Below are 14,411 nucleotides of genomic sequence, written 5' to 3'. Positions count from 1 at the left end.
CTAAAGTTATCCCTTCAACGCGCCGTCGGTGATGCTGCGGATAAATAATCGATTAAAAATAAGAAACACAACGATGAGTGGGACGGTCGCCCAAAACGTTCCTGACATAATCATACCGTAATCCCGGCTCCGGTCACTCTCCAATACACTCAATGCAACTTGAAGTGTATACATCGATGTGTCTTGCAAAGCGATGAGCGGCCACATAAAGTCTCCCCAAATTTGCATAAACACGATAATTCCTAGTGTAGCAAACGCCGGATATACCATCGGAATGACGATATTCCAATACATTCGCCAGTTGGAACACCCGTCAATGCGGGCCGCTTCTACAATCTCATCATGAACAGCACTATAGATGTACTGCCTCATCCAAAATATCCCGAACGCGTTAATTAACCCTGGGAAAATAAGCACGATAATCATTCAGCCAGCCAAAGTTTGTAATCAAATAATAAAGCGGGATCACACCCAGTACAGGCGGGATCATCATCGTTGCAAGCACGATGAGAAATAAAGATCGCCGACCTGGGAACTGTAGTTTCGCAAACGCAAATCCCGCAAGGGAGCAAAGAAAGATAACGCCGATCGTAATCGTACTTGCGACAAAGAATGAATTCAGCAAGTTACGGAAAAACGGAATGTTGCTCAAGACGTTTTCAAAGTTGGTCATCACTTCTGGACCTGGAATTAACACAGGGGGAATGCTATTAATTACATGGTTTGGGTTCGTCGCCATGACAAACATCCAATAGATTGGGAAAATCGACAACAAAGAAACGATGATGAGAAGCGTATAAACGATTCCTTTTTTCATAATCGCGCCCTCCGTTTCGACTGCTGACCGATTCGACTCGTCAAGAACATGTTCACAGCTGTAAATACAATAATAATAAAGAATAAGACGAGCGACGTTGCCGCTGCGGTTCCGAAGTAATTATTATGAAACCCTTCCCGGTACAAATAGAGCACTACCGTCATACCTTCCGGGCGATACCCAGAGAAAATCATTGGCTCGGCGAACACTTGCAAAGCACCGACCGTTGCCGTAAACACGGTAAAGAGAATGAACGGCTTTAACATTGGAATTGTAATGTAGCGAAGCTGCTGAAAAATTGATGCCCCTTCTAGCCGCGCCGCTTCATATAAATGCCCAGGTATGCTTTGCATCCCCGCTAAATAAATAAGCGTATTGTAGCCGAGCCAGCGCCAAAAAATCATCGTGCTATCGCAATCTTCGCACCCCACTCCGAACGGTTCCACACGACAGGGTCCATTCCAAACAAACCAAAGACCGAGTTGATCAGCCCATGTGGCTGGTTACTAAAAATAACGCTAAACACAATGGCTACCGCTACAATCGACGTCACGTACGGCAAAAAAATCATGATCCGAAATACATTTTTGTATTTTAAAAATGTTGCATTAAGGGCGTACGCGAGCAATATTCCGATGACAAGCTGAGGCGCGGTTCCCATAATGCCAATAATGAGTGTGTTCGAAAGACTTTTCCAAAACAACTCATCGTTTAAGATGTACTGAAAGTTATGTAAGCCTGCGAATTCCATGTCGCTCAGCCCGTCCCAACGAAAGAAACCAATATAGAAACTAAACAAAATCGGAAACAGACCAAACACAGCAAACAACAAATAAAATGGGGAAATAAACAAATATCCCGATAGCGCATTTCGCTTCTTTTCAGTAATTTTTTTCTGTTTTTTCTCCAAGGTAAGGCCCATGATTATCTCTCCTCGAAAGGAAGAGAGGAATGATTCACACTCCTCTCCCGAAATAGAATTACCGATTCATTTGCTGATCAATTCGATTCACTGCCGCTTGCCATTCTTGCTCAGCGTCAGACCCATCAACAACATTCATGAGCGCTTCAAGCACTTCCTCGTTTGCCATGCCGTAGTGTCTTCCTTTGTAGATGTAACTCACGTCTTCAGCGGCTTCCGCAAAGATTTGTGCGGTGTTTTGACCACCGAAATACTCGTCGCTATAATTTTGGAACTCTTCCATCTCATACGTAGCTGGTGTGGAAGGGAACAGGCCGTCTGCCCGAAACGCTTCGAGCTGTTGGTCCGGGGAAAGCATCCACGCTAAAAACTCATACGCCTCTTCTGGATGTTCCGACTCCGCTGGAACCGTCATATACGAACCGCCCCAGTTACCGCCTTCATCTCCTGGCATCGTCACGACGCGCCACTCATCAGAATCGGGAGCATTGTTCCGGATCACCCTTGCATCCAGGCCGGAGCTAACATCGTCGCGTAGCTGCCTTGCGCTTGGGCGTCCCCCCATTCTGGCGACCACATATCCACACTTCCAACCGTCCCCTCATCGATCATGTCCACCGTGTAATCATAGGCTTCGCGCACGTGCGTGGACGTCTCCATAATGAGTTCATCCTCTTCATTAAAGTACGCCTCTGGCCGAATGTCTCGCTGTGCGTTAAAGATGAGCTCAGGGTTATCGACCATTGGTTTTCCCGTCTCTTCATAGATTGTACGCGCGGTTTCTTCATAGTCCTCCCACGTAGCGATCATCTCTTCCACTTCCTCAGGTTCACTAGGCAGACCTGCCTCTTCAAATACATCTTGACGATAAAACATCACCGTCGGCCCAATGTCTGTAGGGAGCCCAAACAAGAAGTCACCATCGGTATTCTCCGAAACTGCCCACGCCCAGTCCAAATAGTCACTAGTCACATCTTCTGCACCGTACTCATACAAATTGTGAAAACGGTCCTCTGCCACTTGGAAACGATCCATTTCCGACACTTCAATCATCGCCATGTCTGGAGCCCCACTGCTTGCTGATAGAGCATTAAATAGGTTGTTGTGGTGGTCTTCCATATCGAGATTCTCCACTTGAATCGTAATGTGTGGATGTTCTTCCATATACTCCGCTGCCATCTCCTCATACGGAACGGTGTCAAACGTCCACATCGTTAATGACACATCTTCTCCATCTGCAGAAGACCCCTCATCCCCATTACATGCAGTCAACAGCAGTACCGAACCGACAACAACATACCCGTTACGCCACTTCATCCATTCGCCCTCCTTTTTAAAGAAACCGCTTTCGTAAACATTCATGAGTGTACCCGCTGACTAGCAATGAACGCTTGTAACCAATAGGCACTTTGCTTAGGTGTTCGCTTAAGTGTTGTAAAATCAATATGAACAACCCCAAATCGCTTTGATAACCCGTATGCCCATTCAAAATTGTCCAGAAACGACCAGACATAATACCCACGTAAATCAACGCCCGACTGGATGGCCCGTAAACACGATTGCAAGTGTTGGTCTAAATAATCGGCTCGCTGCTCATCATTCACCTCTCCCCCAACCACTTCATCTCGATACGCCGCACCGTTTTCTGACACATACAACGGCTGTTTTCCATAATCATTCGTCACCCTAACGAGCAGATCATATAGCCCGTCTGGATACACATCCCATTCCATAGCCGTTTTTGGCAGGCTCGTTTGCACCGGCTTCGATCCTGTGGGGTTCTCAGTCGTCACCGGTGACGACTCAACAAAATCGCTTGAATAATAATTAATGCCGAGAAAATCAATTGGCTGCTGAATCTGCTCTAAATCTCCTTGTTGTAAAAATGACAGATCCGTCTGTTTTTCATAGATGGTGAGCATATCTTTAGGATACGTTCCTTTATAAACGGGGTCTAAAAACCACCGGTTTAAGAAGCCATCCGCCCGGGTGGCAGCCTCTTGGCTCGACGGGCGGTCATCTGCCGGGTAATGAGAACTAAGGTTTAAGGCGATGCCCGTTTGTTGCTCGGTTTGCTTCATCGCGCGCAATCGCTCTGTCGCAAGACCGTGGGAAAGTAGCAAGTGGTGAGCGGCGGTCAGGAAATGGTTCAACTTTCTTACCGGGAGCGTGAACACCCTCTCCATATCCTAAACGCGATGCCACCCACGGCTCATTTTGCGTAATCCAATACGGCACTTCAGCAGAGAACTCGCGAAACACCCGCTCCGCATATTCCGCAAAGTAGTAAGCCGTATCGCGGTTTAACCAGCCGCCTTCATCCTCTAATTGTTGAGGAAGCTCCCAATGGTAAAGCGTGAGCATCGGCGTGATGTGTTGTTCATTTAATGTATTGATGAGTCGCTTGTAAAAATCCAATCCGGCTTCGTTTACCCGGCCTTTTCCGTCTGGCATGATCCGAGCCCAGTTTACTGAAAAACGGTAGTGGCTAAAGTTGAGTTCTTTTAGAAGTTTGACGTCGTCCCGATAATACGTATAGTGGTCACAGGCTAAGCGCCCGTCCGTGCCATCTTGAATGGCTCCGTCTTGCTCAACAAACGTATCCCATATGCATTTGCCTTTTCCATCTGCAAACGCCGCCCCTTCAATTTGATAAGAAGACGTTGCTGCTCCCCAATGAAATGACTGTGGAAATGATTGCAGTGATCTCTCCCCCTTTGAGTAACTAAACCGGTTTCGGTATTAATTTACACGCAATTCTGATAGGTGTCAATCATTTTTCGAAAGCGCTTTCTTTTTATTCAAAGAGGAGTTTTTGTATTAGAATAGAAGTATACATATACCCTATTTAAAGGAGCCTAGCCAATGATTACCGTTAAAGAATTAAACGAAGCACGCGTCCGACTGCACAATACTGTTCACGTTACACCCGTGCTTACGTCTAACACATTGAACAAACAAGCAAACGCAAGCGTATATATTAAGTCTGAGCATTTGCAGAAAACCGGCAGCTTCAAAATTCGAGGTGCCACCAATTGCGTGATGCAAGCCAAAGAGCAAGGAGCAGAACATCTCATTGCCGCTTCTTCTGGCAATCATGGACAGGCCGTCGCCTACATCGCCCGAGAACTCGGCCTAAATGCGACAATCGTCATTCCCGAAGATGCTAATGCCGCCAAAGAAGAAGCCATTCGTAACTACGGGGCTCAGGTCATTCATTTTGGAACAACATCAGAGGAACGAATCGCCCACGCCAACGAACTCGTTGATCAACTCGGTGCAACCTTCATCCCGCCATACGATGACACGCAAATCATTGCCGGACAAGGCACCGTTGGCCTAGAGATCCTATCCCAAGTGAACAACCCAGAAGTCGTTGTCGTCCCTGTTGGTGGAGGCGGGCTTATCTCAGGTGTAGCGACTGCCATCAAGAGCATCCATCCAGAAGTAAAAGTCATCGGCGTGGAGCCCGTCAACGCCGATGACACACGACGCTCACTCGAACAAGGGGAACGCGTTTCCATTGATGCAGCCAATACGATCGCAGACGGGTTACGTGCATCTACACCCGGCGCTATGACGTTCCCAATCATCCAGCAACACGTCGACGAAATCGTCACTGTCAGCGAAGAAGACATCCGCGAAGCCTTCGTCTTTTACCTGTCTCGCATGAAACAAGTAATCGAACCATCCGGCGCCGCTACCTCGCCGCATTGCGCTCGGGAAAAATTGCACACAATGGCGGCAACATCGTCCTCGTTGCCAGCGGCGGCAACCTAGATCTCGCCGCCATCCGTCGATTCGCTGAGTAGGTGTTAGGTGGGGTAGAGCGGAGTCGGGTTTGGGGGATTTTAGGAGATGTGTGCTCTAGATCGTTTTTCATTGGTTTCGGCACCTCCGGTGCCGACATGTCGCTTGAATTTTGAAGGGTTTAGGGGGTTGGCGATCTAAATCGCACCGCGCCGCTCCCCACCCCACCCTTTAAACATTAAAAAAAGCGAGCATAGCTAACACAGCTACGCTCGCCTTCCGTTTTTAAAATTCAATGTTGTCCCATGTCTTTTTGAGTCTTGTGTAGCTGTCGCGGCGTTTTTCTTGATCGTGGATATCGGTGGTGACGATCAGTTCGTTGAAGCGCGTCTCATTGTAAAATGATTTTAGATCTGTAGCCACTCGCTCTTCGTCGCCAACAAATGAGTATTTGAGCATGCTTTCTACTTGCTCTTTTTCAATCGGGCTCATATAGTCGTCCACGTTATCGACAGGTGCGGTGTCCACGCCTCGATTACCACGAATGATGCTTAAGAACTTCAACTTGCTTGTAGAGGCAAGCCGCTCTGCTTCTTCGTTTGTTTCGGCAACAGTCGCATTGACTGTGACCATTGCATACGGTTCATCGAGATATGCAGAAGGCTGGAAGCGATCGTGATAAATCTTTAACGCATTGTGTAGCTCTTTCGGAGCAAAGTGACTAGCAAATGCGTATGGCAGTCCCATCGCTGCTGCTAACTGTGCACCGTATGTGCTCGAGCCGAGCAAGTATATGGTACATTCGTGTTGTGACCAGGGTGAGCTTTCACTGGCATATCCGCATCACCTAGCAGTTGCTGCAACTCGTTAACGTTCTCAGGGAATTGGTTTACAGCATTTCTCGTATCTCTGCGCAAAGCTTGCACCGTCATCGGGTCTGTTCCTGGTGCACGACCTAGTCCGAGATCAATTCTGCCTGGATACATACTTTCCAGTGTTCCGAACTGTTCTGCGATAATGAGTGGGGCGTGGTTCGGAAGCATAATGCCTCCAGATCCAACTCGAATCTTTTCGCTGTGCCCCGCAAGGTAGCCAATGAGCACACTCGTTGCTGAACTCGCAATACTTTCCATGTTATGGTGCTCCGCTACCCAATACCTGTGGTAGTCGAGTTGATCTGTATGTTGAATAAGATGCTTGCTATTTTCAAATGCTTCGCTTGGTGTTTGACCCGGCAACACGGGCGCAAGGTCAAGCACGGAGAGGGGAAGTTGACTCACTTTGTCCACCCTTTCTAGTTTGATTCTATAGAACACCATACACCCGCACTATAAATCGAACAAGTAATATGCTTAGTGTATGAAGCGATGGACATAATCATGCGATGCATGTTCTCCATTCACTCGGGAATACTTAGCAAAAGAAATGAGGTGAACGACCATGAATAAACGCATCATTTCCAGTATGATCTTGTTAAGTGTGCTCGCAGCTTGCAACGGTGAGGCACCTGAAGACGACCTTGACACGATGGAGCCTGAGGTCAACGCCCACATGGGCGGGGGCGTTTTGAATGTCAATGTAGAAGGAACTGAAGGCATTGGCGGAGACGCAAACGCCCACGATAAAAACCAAATGATATAGAAACCTCCACTGTATAGAAGACCGTTATAATCTAAGCACTAAGATGCGAATTTATAGTTGCGATTGAAAAGCGAGCACTATGATAAGAAAAAAAGCACCTCTCTGTCGGGTGCTTTTTCTTATCGGTCTAGCAATTACCTTTACCTGTTTTTGATGACAAGGTATAGTCATCTTCCATAAGTTCACCACTTGCAAATTGAACGAGCAGCACTTATGTGATCGACGGCCCATTAGGCATTTATCTGCATATTGCAACATAATATTTTAACAATATAAGATTCTGACCGTTCTCTCTTTCATTTCCTTTTATGCTAATTTTATCTATCCTTTGTGGATGATTGGATGTTGTTGTACAATCAGAATATAGACAGAGGAGGGCAACGGCATTGATGAAAGAGGTCTGGTCTTGGGTAAAGACAATTTTAATTGTGTTGATTATTGTTTTAATCGTAAGAACGTTTCTTTTTGGGAATTATCTCGTGAATGGAAGTTCGATGCTCCCAACCATTGAACATGGGGACCGGATCATTATTAATAAATTGTCGTACACATTTTCTGAGCCCGATCGATTTGATGTGATTGTGTTTAACTACTCCGAAACTGAAGACCACATTAAGCGGGTCATTGGGTTGCCTGGAGATGAAGTGGAATATACGGATAATGATTTATACATTAATGGAGAGCTCATCGATGAGCCGTTTACCGATGACTTGACGATGGACTTTACGTTCGCAGATATTGGGGAAGGCGAGATCATCCCCGAGGATGAGTATTTCGTCGTTGGCGATAACCGCAATAACAGCATCGATAGCCGGTCGAGCGGTTTTATTGAGGAAGATGCGATCGTCGGCAAAGCGAGCTTGCGTTACTGGCCCGTCCAACGATTCGGATTTGTGGAATAAACAAAACGAGCCTATATAGCTCGTTTTGTTTTGTTATGCGAGTCACGCCCGCTTCGCACTAATTTCGTCCACTGCTTTCTCATATTCAGCCTTAATTTCTTTTACAGTATCTTTAATTGATGCGACTGTCTTTACTGACGTCACACCTTGGCCTGCGCTCCACACGTCTTTCCACGATTTGGCTTCTTTTTTCGTGTGTGTCACATCGACTTCCCCAGCGGGTTGTAAGTTTTTCGGGTCAAGCCAGCGGCTTGCATGCTCGGAATGAGGAAGTTGGCGTTCACCCCGCTAATGGCATCGGTATAGAGAATGTCATCTGTACTCGCTTCGACAAGCATTCGCTTGTACTCCGGTTGTGCCATCGCTTCCTCAGTCGCAATGAAGCGCGTGCCCATATAGGCTAAATCCGCACCGAGCACTTCGGCTGCGAGCACTTCTCGGCCACTAGAAATGCAGCCTGCAAGTACAATTGTTCCATCAAAAAACTGCTTTACTTCAGCGATAAATGCCATCGGGTTTAATAAGCCACCGTGGCTCCTGCGCCGCTTGAGACGAGAATAAGTCCATCTACACCTGCACCCGCTGCTTTTTTTGCATGTTTGGTCGTGATCACATCACTCATGACGATCCCACCGTAACTGTGAACGACTTCAACGACCGGTGTTGGATTTCCAAGTGACGTAATTACGACCGGTGGCTGAAATTGGCGAATCCGCTCCAAATCTTCTTCATACCGCGCGTTTGAACGATGCACGATCAAGTTCACTCCCCACGGAGCAATCGTTGCCTCAGGATCGTCTTGTTTCGCTTGATCGAGCGCGTCTTTCACTTCTGTCATCCAACTTTCCAGTTCTTCACCCGTACGTGCATTGAGCAGCGGGAACGTCCCGATAATTCCTTGCTTACAACTTTCAATCACCATTTCTGTACCTGAAACGAGAAACATCGGTGCCGCAATGACTGGGAGTTGAACGTGATCTTTTAACATAAGAACCACCTTTTGTGTGAATATTTGTGTATTTACTGTATCACATTATGAATGAATCGTCACTCACTTCAAGCTCGTCCTGCTGTAAACGTAAAGAAGGTTGATCGTCACTAACGATCAAACCCTCATCTCTTGTTATGTTTGAACTTTCTAACTTCTATTAGATGATTATGGCTGGGATACCGATTCTGTATCTTTTTTATATTTTACCTTCGTCGCTTCTCCTCCTCTTAGATGTCGAATAGATTTGTGGTAATCCAGAATAACCTTCACTTCACTCGCCAATTCAGGATTAATTTCCGGCAACCGCTCCGTTAGGTCTTTATGGACAGTACTCTTCGAAACGCCGAACTCCTTAGCGATTGTCCGGACGGTTTTTCGAGTTTCCACAATGTACTTACCGATCTTGATGGTTCGCTCTTTGATGTAGTCATGCACACCGCTCGCCTCCCAGTCTGGATGGTTTGTTACAGTTTATTAACCAAGACCGGCAGATATACCAAAAACTCAGTGAGGACAAGGGTTTGCTGTGAAAAAGTAAGAAAAATCGCCTTACAGACCGCTTATTCAAGCAATCAAAAAACATTTCCTAAAACAAAATGGGTTACTCGTTCTAATTATACGAAGGCGACCATGAAATATACGTGATGGTCCTGTCATTCATGACGAGTAGGGTAGAACAATTCCATTTCTTCAGGATGCGTTCCGGACGGATCACTGTATTCTGCGCTCTAGTTTGTTGAGATTAGCGGAATAAACGTAGATTTCATGGGAACTTGCGTGCACATTAGCGCTTATATAGCTAGAGAAACGTCGGACCCCTGGAGGGTAGGCCGAAACCAAAACCTTCCTCGGTTGGGCGCGGCTCACGCCGACAAGAAATTCGGTTTTTGGCTTGGGATGGCAAGGGTTTTTCCTGCGCCCGGTTGCCGCAAGTGGACGGGCAGGGCTGCGCGGAAAACGAACGCTCGTTCTGCGCGCGAGTTTATGCCATCTGCGCGCAGGTTTACGCTTTTGACCGGTTTTAATGCGAATTTCCCCAAACATGCGCGCAGTTTGTTCCAACTCGCGCGCAAATCAAGCCAAGCCAAAGACCCATCGACTTGTTGGCCCCGCTGGGGGCCGACACCAAAACCGTCCTCCGCTTGGCGCTCCTGCCGCTTCATCTGCGTCCCCTTAACACCCTCAAAAAAAACGCTCTAGATCTGCGGGGACCTAGAGCGTTCCTACACATTTGAGTTACACTTTTGCGCTTTTATCGTCATCAGACAGTGCGTCTAAGCGAGTGACGAGATCTTCGCTTAAGCCGCCGACACTTTGACGTCCGGACAAGCCGAGCGCTGTGGAGCCGGAGTCGTAAGCGTTTGACCCGTGTTCGCTAAAGTCCAATCCTTCTAATTCTTCTTGTTCGCTCACACGGATGCCGCCACCGAGTGCACCGATGATTTTCACGACGATGAAGGTGGAGCCTAGCACCCAAGCCATGACGGCGAACACTCCGAGCGCTTGGATTCCGAGTAGCGTCGCTCCGCCGCCGTAAAACAATCCGCCTTCGAGTGCGAATAATCCGACGGCTACCGTTCCCCAAATGCCGCAAATGCCGTGAACAGCGATCGCGCCGACCGGGTCGTCGAGCTTCAACTTATTGTCTAAAAGCGCAACCGCTTCGACGAGGATTATACCGGCTACAAGACCCATAATAAGCGCGCCAATCGGGGCAACATCAGCAGCACCTGCTGTAATCCCGACAAGCCCTGCAAGTGCGCCGTTCAGTGTGAGTGATCCATCTACTCGCTTGTACTTGAAGAGCGTGTACATCGCCGTTGCGACAATCCCCCCGGATGCACTGAGCGCGGTGCAGACGACAACGGAAGTGAGGAGAGGGTCTGCTGGGGAAAGCGTACTACCTCCGTTAAATCCGAACCAGCCGAACCAAAGGATAAACACACCTAGTGCGCCGAGTGGTAAGTTGTGGCCTGGGATGGCATTGGCACTGCCATCTTTATTGTATTTACCGATCCGACCACCGAGCACGAATACAGCAACTGCGGCGGCAGCGGCACCGGTAAAGTGAACGACGGTTGACCCTGCAAAATCAACGAATCCTAAGTTGGCTAACCAGCCGTTATCTGACCAAATCCAGTGACCGACCATCGGATAGATGATGACGACCATCATGAGCGCGAGCGCAATATAACTTCCGAGCTTCATCCGCTCAGCTACTGCCCCTGAGATAATTGTTGCACAGGTTGCGGCGAACATGGCTTGAAACGCGAAGAACCCAATGTCATCAACGCCAGAGAGGGCAAACCCGCTCGTACCAAGAAAGCCACCTGCAGTATCCCCAAACATGAAGGCATACCCGATGAAAAAGAAAGCAATGACAGAAACTGCCATCGTAAGCATATTCTTCATGAGAATGTTGACGGCGTTTTTAGACCTGGAAAATCCTGTTTCTAACATGGCAAACCCAGCATGCATAAAAAAGACAAGAAACGTAGCAATCATTACCCACATCGTATCTACTGCAATCGCGTCCATTTGAAATCCCCCTTTTTATGAAATCGCTTTTTCCCCGCGTTCTTTCGTACGAATCCTTACCGCTTCAACCACTTCGTAGACGAAGATCTTGCCATCCCCAACGTCTCCTGTGAAAGAAGATTCCGAAATTAAATCGATGATTTCTTCAACTTGTTCTTCTGCGATGATCATTTCCACTTTAACTTTCGGCAACAGCGTCACCTCAAACGCATTGCCTCTGAACACACCCTTTTGCCCCTTTTGCTTGCCACAACCAGCGACTTCTGAAACCGTTAAGCCACTAATCCCAACTTCTTCGAGCCCAACGCGTAACTTTTGAAAATGTTCAGGTCGAATGATCGCTTCAATCTTTTTCATGCATCCCCCTCCTAATATGTAAAGATAATTAACATCACTAGTTATGAAAATTATCATACGACGTTCCTCAAAAAAATGCAAGGTAATTTTTTGAATTTTTAAATAAAGCGCTTACATCATAAAAAAAGCCCCCGATCGTCGGAGCAAGATCAAATCAAGGGTGAGAACAGTTTATTCTTCTTCTTCTGTGTCATCATCTTCATCTGAATCTGAGTCTGATGCTTCTTCTTCTAATTCAGTGTCTTCATCTTCACGTTCATCTGCTTCATCGTCGCCTTCCTCGTCTGAGGGAGTCGCTTCATCAATACCATCAGCATCGTCAAAGCTCATTTCAGCAACACGTAGATTCATAACATCCATCGGGTTGTACGCGACACCGTTTTCTCGAACTTCAAAGTGAACGTGTACGCCCGCATCGCGGTTGTACTCATTTTCACCAGCTGTACCGATGATTGAGCCTTTCGTAATCGTGTCGCCTTCTTCAACTTGCAAGTCTTGCAAACTGTGATACGCCGTTACAAGGTCATCACCATGGGAAATCTCAACAACATGTCCTAAAAGCGAATCTTGCTCTGCTCTTACGACTTCACCACTAAGCGCTGCTGTTACATCAAACGTTTCGCCATCAGCGTTAGCAAGGTCAATTCCTTTGTTTTGGTAATACGTCTGGTTGTAATATACGAGTGCAGCTTCTTGCTCTTCTGCCGTCGCATTATGATCGTAGAAATGACCGACAACATTGACCACGGACTCATCAAATACCGGCAGCTGCATTTGCTCCTCTTCCGTGCCTACCGGAACCGCTTCTTCGTCTTCAGAATCTGTATTGAAATCGAAGATTCCTTCATTTTCTTCCGTTGGATCCTCTTCGGCTAAATCGGTGCCGCCACCTTGGAACATAAAGAATGAGCTAAGCAGTACCGCACAGACCGTAAGATAAACCGCCGGCCAAAACCAAGCTTTTTCGTAATTTCTTTTACTTGCCCTTGATTTTCTTTTTCTTTTGATTGAGAAACTTTTTTCTCTTGATCTTTCATTTGATCACCACCTCAGCAACCATTCTGATCAATTTCACAGAAAGATATACTTGTAAATGAAAATTTTTTGATAGTTCGGTTAAAAATTAAAAAACCGCCCATGTTCGGCGGTTTCTAATCTGTCTCATCTTCTTTTGTGAAATTCAATACGTAACTTTCAGCCGCTTGGGTCGTATCATCAATTTGAATATCTTGATAATAGTGAGTTACGATCTCTTCATAATTACGGCCGTCTTTCGCCATGCCATCCGCACCGTATTGACTCATACCGACCCCATGACCCCAACCTCGTGTTTGCACAATCACTTCATTACCTTCCCGACGCCAATCAAAATCACTCGAATCTAAACCGAGTGCTTCACGGATTTCTCTTCCATGGAAAGTTTGTTCTCCAATTGAGACTTTAGCGACCCGTCCACCCTCTGTTCGTTCCGTGATTGGTGCAAAGTCGCCAGCCTCAGGGAGCGAAACGCCGAGGGCGGCTTCTACATCCCCTACAGTTAGCGTAACTGTATTGTTAAATCGAGGGGAGACTTCCTGATCCCAAGGACTCTCCACACTTCGCAAATAAGGCAATGATGTTTTCCAATAGTCTTCAACGTTTTCTGTATATCCATTGCTTGTAGAGAAAAAAGATGCGGTAATCGGATCGCCATCGTGAGTGATGACTTCCCCAGCCGTTGCATTGACGGCTTCTTCGATTCGCGTCATCTGTTCTTCATAATCCGCGCCCCACCGTTGTTGTAACTCTTCATCACTTGAGTACACTTGATGGGATGTCGTATCGGTCACTAAAGCGCCTCCCGGCAAATTGATGCTCTCTTCATATTCCATTTGTTTTACGACGTACGTTCTTGCTACGAGCGCTTGCGCTTTTAATGCTTCCATTTCAAAAGAAGCAGGCATCTCACTGGCTACGACTCCTCGAACATAAGTTTCAAGTTCCACTTCTTCTACTTGTTCTGTTTGGTCGCGATACACGGGCACGAAAACATCGACGGCTTCTTCTACTTCATCTGTTTCTTCAGCCTCTTCTACGGTTTGTATGTCCTCTGTCTCTTCCACATCAACGGTTTTCATATTCGCCTCGGAATCTGAAAAAACCATCACGAGTAAGGCGGGAAGGACGAGAATCACACTTGCAAGGATACTCACGACGACAAAGATCTGCCTCAAAAAACGCCCCTCCAATCTAAACACTTGTCCATATCACTGTTTCGTTAGCAATGATAACCACTATGAGCCTATGGCGAAACGTGACTGATTAGAACAAGTTTTACGAGCGGGCTTGTTGCAAGGCTGGTGCTGGAGTGCACAAACTAGCCACAACATAACCGACAAGAGACAAGGCGACAGGCAGAACGACCGAGTGCATACCAAACGGCTCTGGCATAAAGATGGAGATCGCGACATAACTTCCCACCCCTAAGATAATCGACGCTAGCGCCCCGTATTT

17 protein-coding genes and 4 pseudogenes are annotated in these 14,411 nt (G+C 47.0%); 3 read left to right on the top strand and 18 right to left on the bottom strand.

Annotated features, from left to right (window positions below):
• Window positions 1–6: 6 nt before the first annotated feature.
• The 6 genes and pseudogenes from JCM19037_RS15445 to JCM19037_RS15430 form a co-directional block, all read right to left on the bottom strand.
• Window positions 7–817 (bottom strand): annotated as a pseudogene (locus JCM19037_RS15445) (carbohydrate ABC transporter permease).
• Window positions 814–1,221 carry a carbohydrate ABC transporter permease gene (locus JCM19037_RS30225; RefSeq protein ID WP_373901044.1) on the bottom strand — a complete coding sequence of 136 codons (408 nt, stop codon included), beginning with the start codon at window positions 1,219–1,221 and terminating at the stop codon, window positions 814–816. Before JCM19037_RS30225 ends, JCM19037_RS15445 begins: the two are co-directional and overlap by 4 nt.
• Window positions 1,218–1,739: a carbohydrate ABC transporter permease gene (locus tag JCM19037_RS30220; protein WP_373901042.1), complete on the bottom strand. Its 522-nt coding sequence runs from the start codon at window positions 1,737–1,739 to the stop codon at window positions 1,218–1,220. Before JCM19037_RS30220 ends, JCM19037_RS30225 begins: the two co-directional genes overlap by 4 nt.
• Window positions 1,740–1,797: 58 nt before the next feature.
• Window positions 1,798–2,241, bottom strand: a complete 444-nt coding sequence (locus JCM19037_RS29500; RefSeq protein ID WP_307189839.1) for an extracellular solute-binding protein — start codon at window positions 2,239–2,241, stop codon at window positions 1,798–1,800.
• Window positions 2,238–3,056 carry an ABC transporter substrate-binding protein gene (locus JCM19037_RS15435; protein WP_307189838.1) on the bottom strand — a complete coding sequence of 273 codons (819 nt, stop codon included), beginning with the start codon at window positions 3,054–3,056 and terminating at the stop codon, window positions 2,238–2,240. The genes JCM19037_RS29500 and JCM19037_RS15435 overlap by 4 nt, the downstream gene beginning before the upstream one ends.
• A gap of 41 nt (window positions 3,057–3,097) precedes the next feature.
• Window positions 3,098–4,388: pseudogene (locus JCM19037_RS15430) on the bottom strand (GH1 family beta-glucosidase).
• Between the two features lie 216 nt (window positions 4,389–4,604).
• Between JCM19037_RS15430 and JCM19037_RS15425 the strand changes: the two are divergent.
• The gene (locus JCM19037_RS15425) at window positions 4,605–5,519 is read left to right on the top strand and encodes a threonine/serine dehydratase (protein ID WP_238544748.1); all 915 of its coding nucleotides are present in this window, start codon (window positions 4,605–4,607) and stop codon (window positions 5,517–5,519) included.
• Window positions 5,520–5,774: 255 nt separating this feature from the next.
• Here the strand turns inward: JCM19037_RS15425 and JCM19037_RS15420 are convergent.
• Window positions 5,775–6,808 (bottom strand): annotated as a pseudogene (locus tag JCM19037_RS15420) (LLM class flavin-dependent oxidoreductase).
• 121 nt (window positions 6,809–6,929) lie between these two features.
• Between JCM19037_RS15420 and JCM19037_RS15415 the strand changes: the two are divergent.
• The gene (locus tag JCM19037_RS15415; protein WP_042402716.1) at window positions 6,930–7,130 is read left to right on the top strand and encodes a hypothetical protein; all 201 of its coding nucleotides are present in this window, start codon (window positions 6,930–6,932) and stop codon (window positions 7,128–7,130) included.
• A 389-nt stretch (window positions 7,131–7,519) separates the two neighbouring features.
• Window positions 7,520–8,032: a signal peptidase I gene (gene lepB, locus JCM19037_RS15410; protein WP_042402779.1), complete on the top strand. Its 513-nt coding sequence runs from the start codon at window positions 7,520–7,522 to the stop codon at window positions 8,030–8,032.
• A gap of 42 nt (window positions 8,033–8,074) precedes the next feature.
• On the opposite strand, the gene JCM19037_RS29495 is transcribed toward lepB, so the two are convergent.
• From JCM19037_RS29495 to panF, 11 genes and pseudogenes are all read right to left on the bottom strand, one after another.
• Window positions 8,075–8,236 (bottom strand): hypothetical protein, encoded by a 162-nt coding sequence (locus JCM19037_RS29495; protein ID WP_307189837.1) that lies wholly within the window; start codon window positions 8,234–8,236, stop codon window positions 8,075–8,077.
• On the bottom strand, window positions 8,233–8,544 hold the full coding sequence (locus tag JCM19037_RS29490; protein ID WP_307189836.1) for a nitronate monooxygenase family protein: 312 nt from the start codon (window positions 8,542–8,544) through the stop codon (window positions 8,233–8,235). Before JCM19037_RS29490 ends, JCM19037_RS29495 begins: the two co-directional genes overlap by 4 nt.
• Window positions 8,545–8,549: 5 nt before the next feature.
• On the bottom strand, window positions 8,550–9,020 hold the full coding sequence (locus JCM19037_RS29485) for a nitronate monooxygenase family protein (RefSeq protein ID WP_307189835.1): 471 nt from the start codon (window positions 9,018–9,020) through the stop codon (window positions 8,550–8,552).
• A 168-nt stretch (window positions 9,021–9,188) separates the two neighbouring features.
• Window positions 9,189–9,458 carry a sporulation transcriptional regulator SpoIIID gene (spoIIID, locus tag JCM19037_RS15400; RefSeq protein WP_042402713.1) on the bottom strand — a complete coding sequence of 90 codons (270 nt, stop codon included), beginning with the start codon at window positions 9,456–9,458 and terminating at the stop codon, window positions 9,189–9,191.
• 428 nt (window positions 9,459–9,886) lie between these two features.
• Window positions 9,887–10,186, bottom strand: a complete 300-nt coding sequence (locus JCM19037_RS15395; RefSeq protein ID WP_042402710.1) for a hypothetical protein — start codon at window positions 10,184–10,186, stop codon at window positions 9,887–9,889.
• Window positions 10,187–10,259: 73 nt separating this feature from the next.
• Window positions 10,260–11,561: an ammonium transporter gene (locus JCM19037_RS15390; RefSeq protein WP_052363946.1), complete on the bottom strand. Its 1,302-nt coding sequence runs from the start codon at window positions 11,559–11,561 to the stop codon at window positions 10,260–10,262.
• A 15-nt stretch (window positions 11,562–11,576) separates the two neighbouring features.
• Window positions 11,577–11,918, bottom strand: a complete 342-nt coding sequence (locus JCM19037_RS15385) for a P-II family nitrogen regulator (protein WP_042402707.1) — start codon at window positions 11,916–11,918, stop codon at window positions 11,577–11,579.
• Between the two features lie 171 nt (window positions 11,919–12,089).
• Window positions 12,090–12,818, bottom strand: coding sequence for a M23 family metallopeptidase (locus tag JCM19037_RS15380; RefSeq protein WP_052363945.1), 729 nt, complete (start codon window positions 12,816–12,818; stop codon window positions 12,090–12,092).
• Window positions 12,791–12,955, bottom strand: coding sequence for a hypothetical protein (locus tag JCM19037_RS27480; RefSeq protein ID WP_238544747.1), 165 nt, complete (start codon window positions 12,953–12,955; stop codon window positions 12,791–12,793). The genes JCM19037_RS15380 and JCM19037_RS27480 overlap by 28 nt, the downstream gene beginning before the upstream one ends.
• A 114-nt stretch (window positions 12,956–13,069) precedes the next feature.
• Window positions 13,070–14,131 carry a stage II sporulation protein D gene (gene spoIID / locus JCM19037_RS15375; RefSeq protein ID WP_042402702.1) on the bottom strand — a complete coding sequence of 354 codons (1,062 nt, stop codon included), beginning with the start codon at window positions 14,129–14,131 and terminating at the stop codon, window positions 13,070–13,072.
• A gap of 100 nt (window positions 14,132–14,231) precedes the next feature.
• Window positions 14,232–14,411 (bottom strand): annotated as a pseudogene (gene panF / locus JCM19037_RS25880) (sodium/panthothenate symporter); the annotation flags it as partial.

Origin of the sequence: Geomicrobium sp. JCM 19037, from assembly GCF_000698105.1 — a bacterium.
Lineage (GTDB): Bacteria > Bacillota > Bacilli > Bacillales > Marinococcaceae > Geomicrobium_A.
The sequence above is the reverse complement of the archived record's forward strand: the minus strand, read 5'-3'. Positions and strand labels throughout refer to the sequence as shown.

Bases quoted from the DNA above. Each gene is read 5' to 3' on its own strand.
- JCM19037_RS29490 (WP_307189836.1), bottom strand. From the start codon at position 8,544: ATGGCATTTATCGCTGAAGTAAAGCAGTTTTTTGATGGAACAATTGTA.
- JCM19037_RS15425 (WP_238544748.1), top strand. From the start codon at position 4,605: ATGATTACCGTTAAAGAATTAAACGAAGCACGCGTCCGACTGCACAAT.
- lepB (WP_042402779.1), top strand. From the start codon at position 7,520: ATGAAAGAGGTCTGGTCTTGGGTAAAGACAATTTTAATTGTGTTGATT.
- JCM19037_RS30225 (WP_373901044.1), bottom strand. From the start codon at position 1,221: ATGATTTTTTGGCGCTGGCTCGGCTACAATACGCTTATTTATTTAGCG.
- JCM19037_RS15415 (WP_042402716.1), top strand. From the start codon at position 6,930: ATGAATAAACGCATCATTTCCAGTATGATCTTGTTAAGTGTGCTCGCA.
- JCM19037_RS15395 (WP_042402710.1), bottom strand. From the start codon at position 10,186: ATGAAGCGGCAGGAGCGCCAAGCGGAGGACGGTTTTGGTGTCGGCCCC.
- JCM19037_RS30220 (WP_373901042.1), bottom strand. From the start codon at position 1,739: ATGGGCCTTACCTTGGAGAAAAAACAGAAAAAAATTACTGAAAAGAAG.
- JCM19037_RS15435 (WP_307189838.1), bottom strand. From the start codon at position 3,056: ATGAAGTGGCGTAACGGGTATGTTGTTGTCGGTTCGGTACTGCTGTTG.
- JCM19037_RS15380 (WP_052363945.1), bottom strand. From the start codon at position 12,818: ATGTTCCAAGGTGGCGGCACCGATTTAGCCGAAGAGGATCCAACGGAA.
- JCM19037_RS15390 (WP_052363946.1), bottom strand. From the start codon at position 11,561: ATGGACGCGATTGCAGTAGATACGATGTGGGTAATGATTGCTACGTTT.
- JCM19037_RS29485 (WP_307189835.1), bottom strand. From the start codon at position 9,020: ATGTTAAAAGATCACGTTCAACTCCCAGTCATTGCGGCACCGATGTTT.
- JCM19037_RS15385 (WP_042402707.1), bottom strand. From the start codon at position 11,918: ATGAAAAAGATTGAAGCGATCATTCGACCTGAACATTTTCAAAAGTTA.
- JCM19037_RS27480 (WP_238544747.1), bottom strand. From the start codon at position 12,955: ATGAAAGATCAAGAGAAAAAAGTTTCTCAATCAAAAGAAAAAGAAAAT.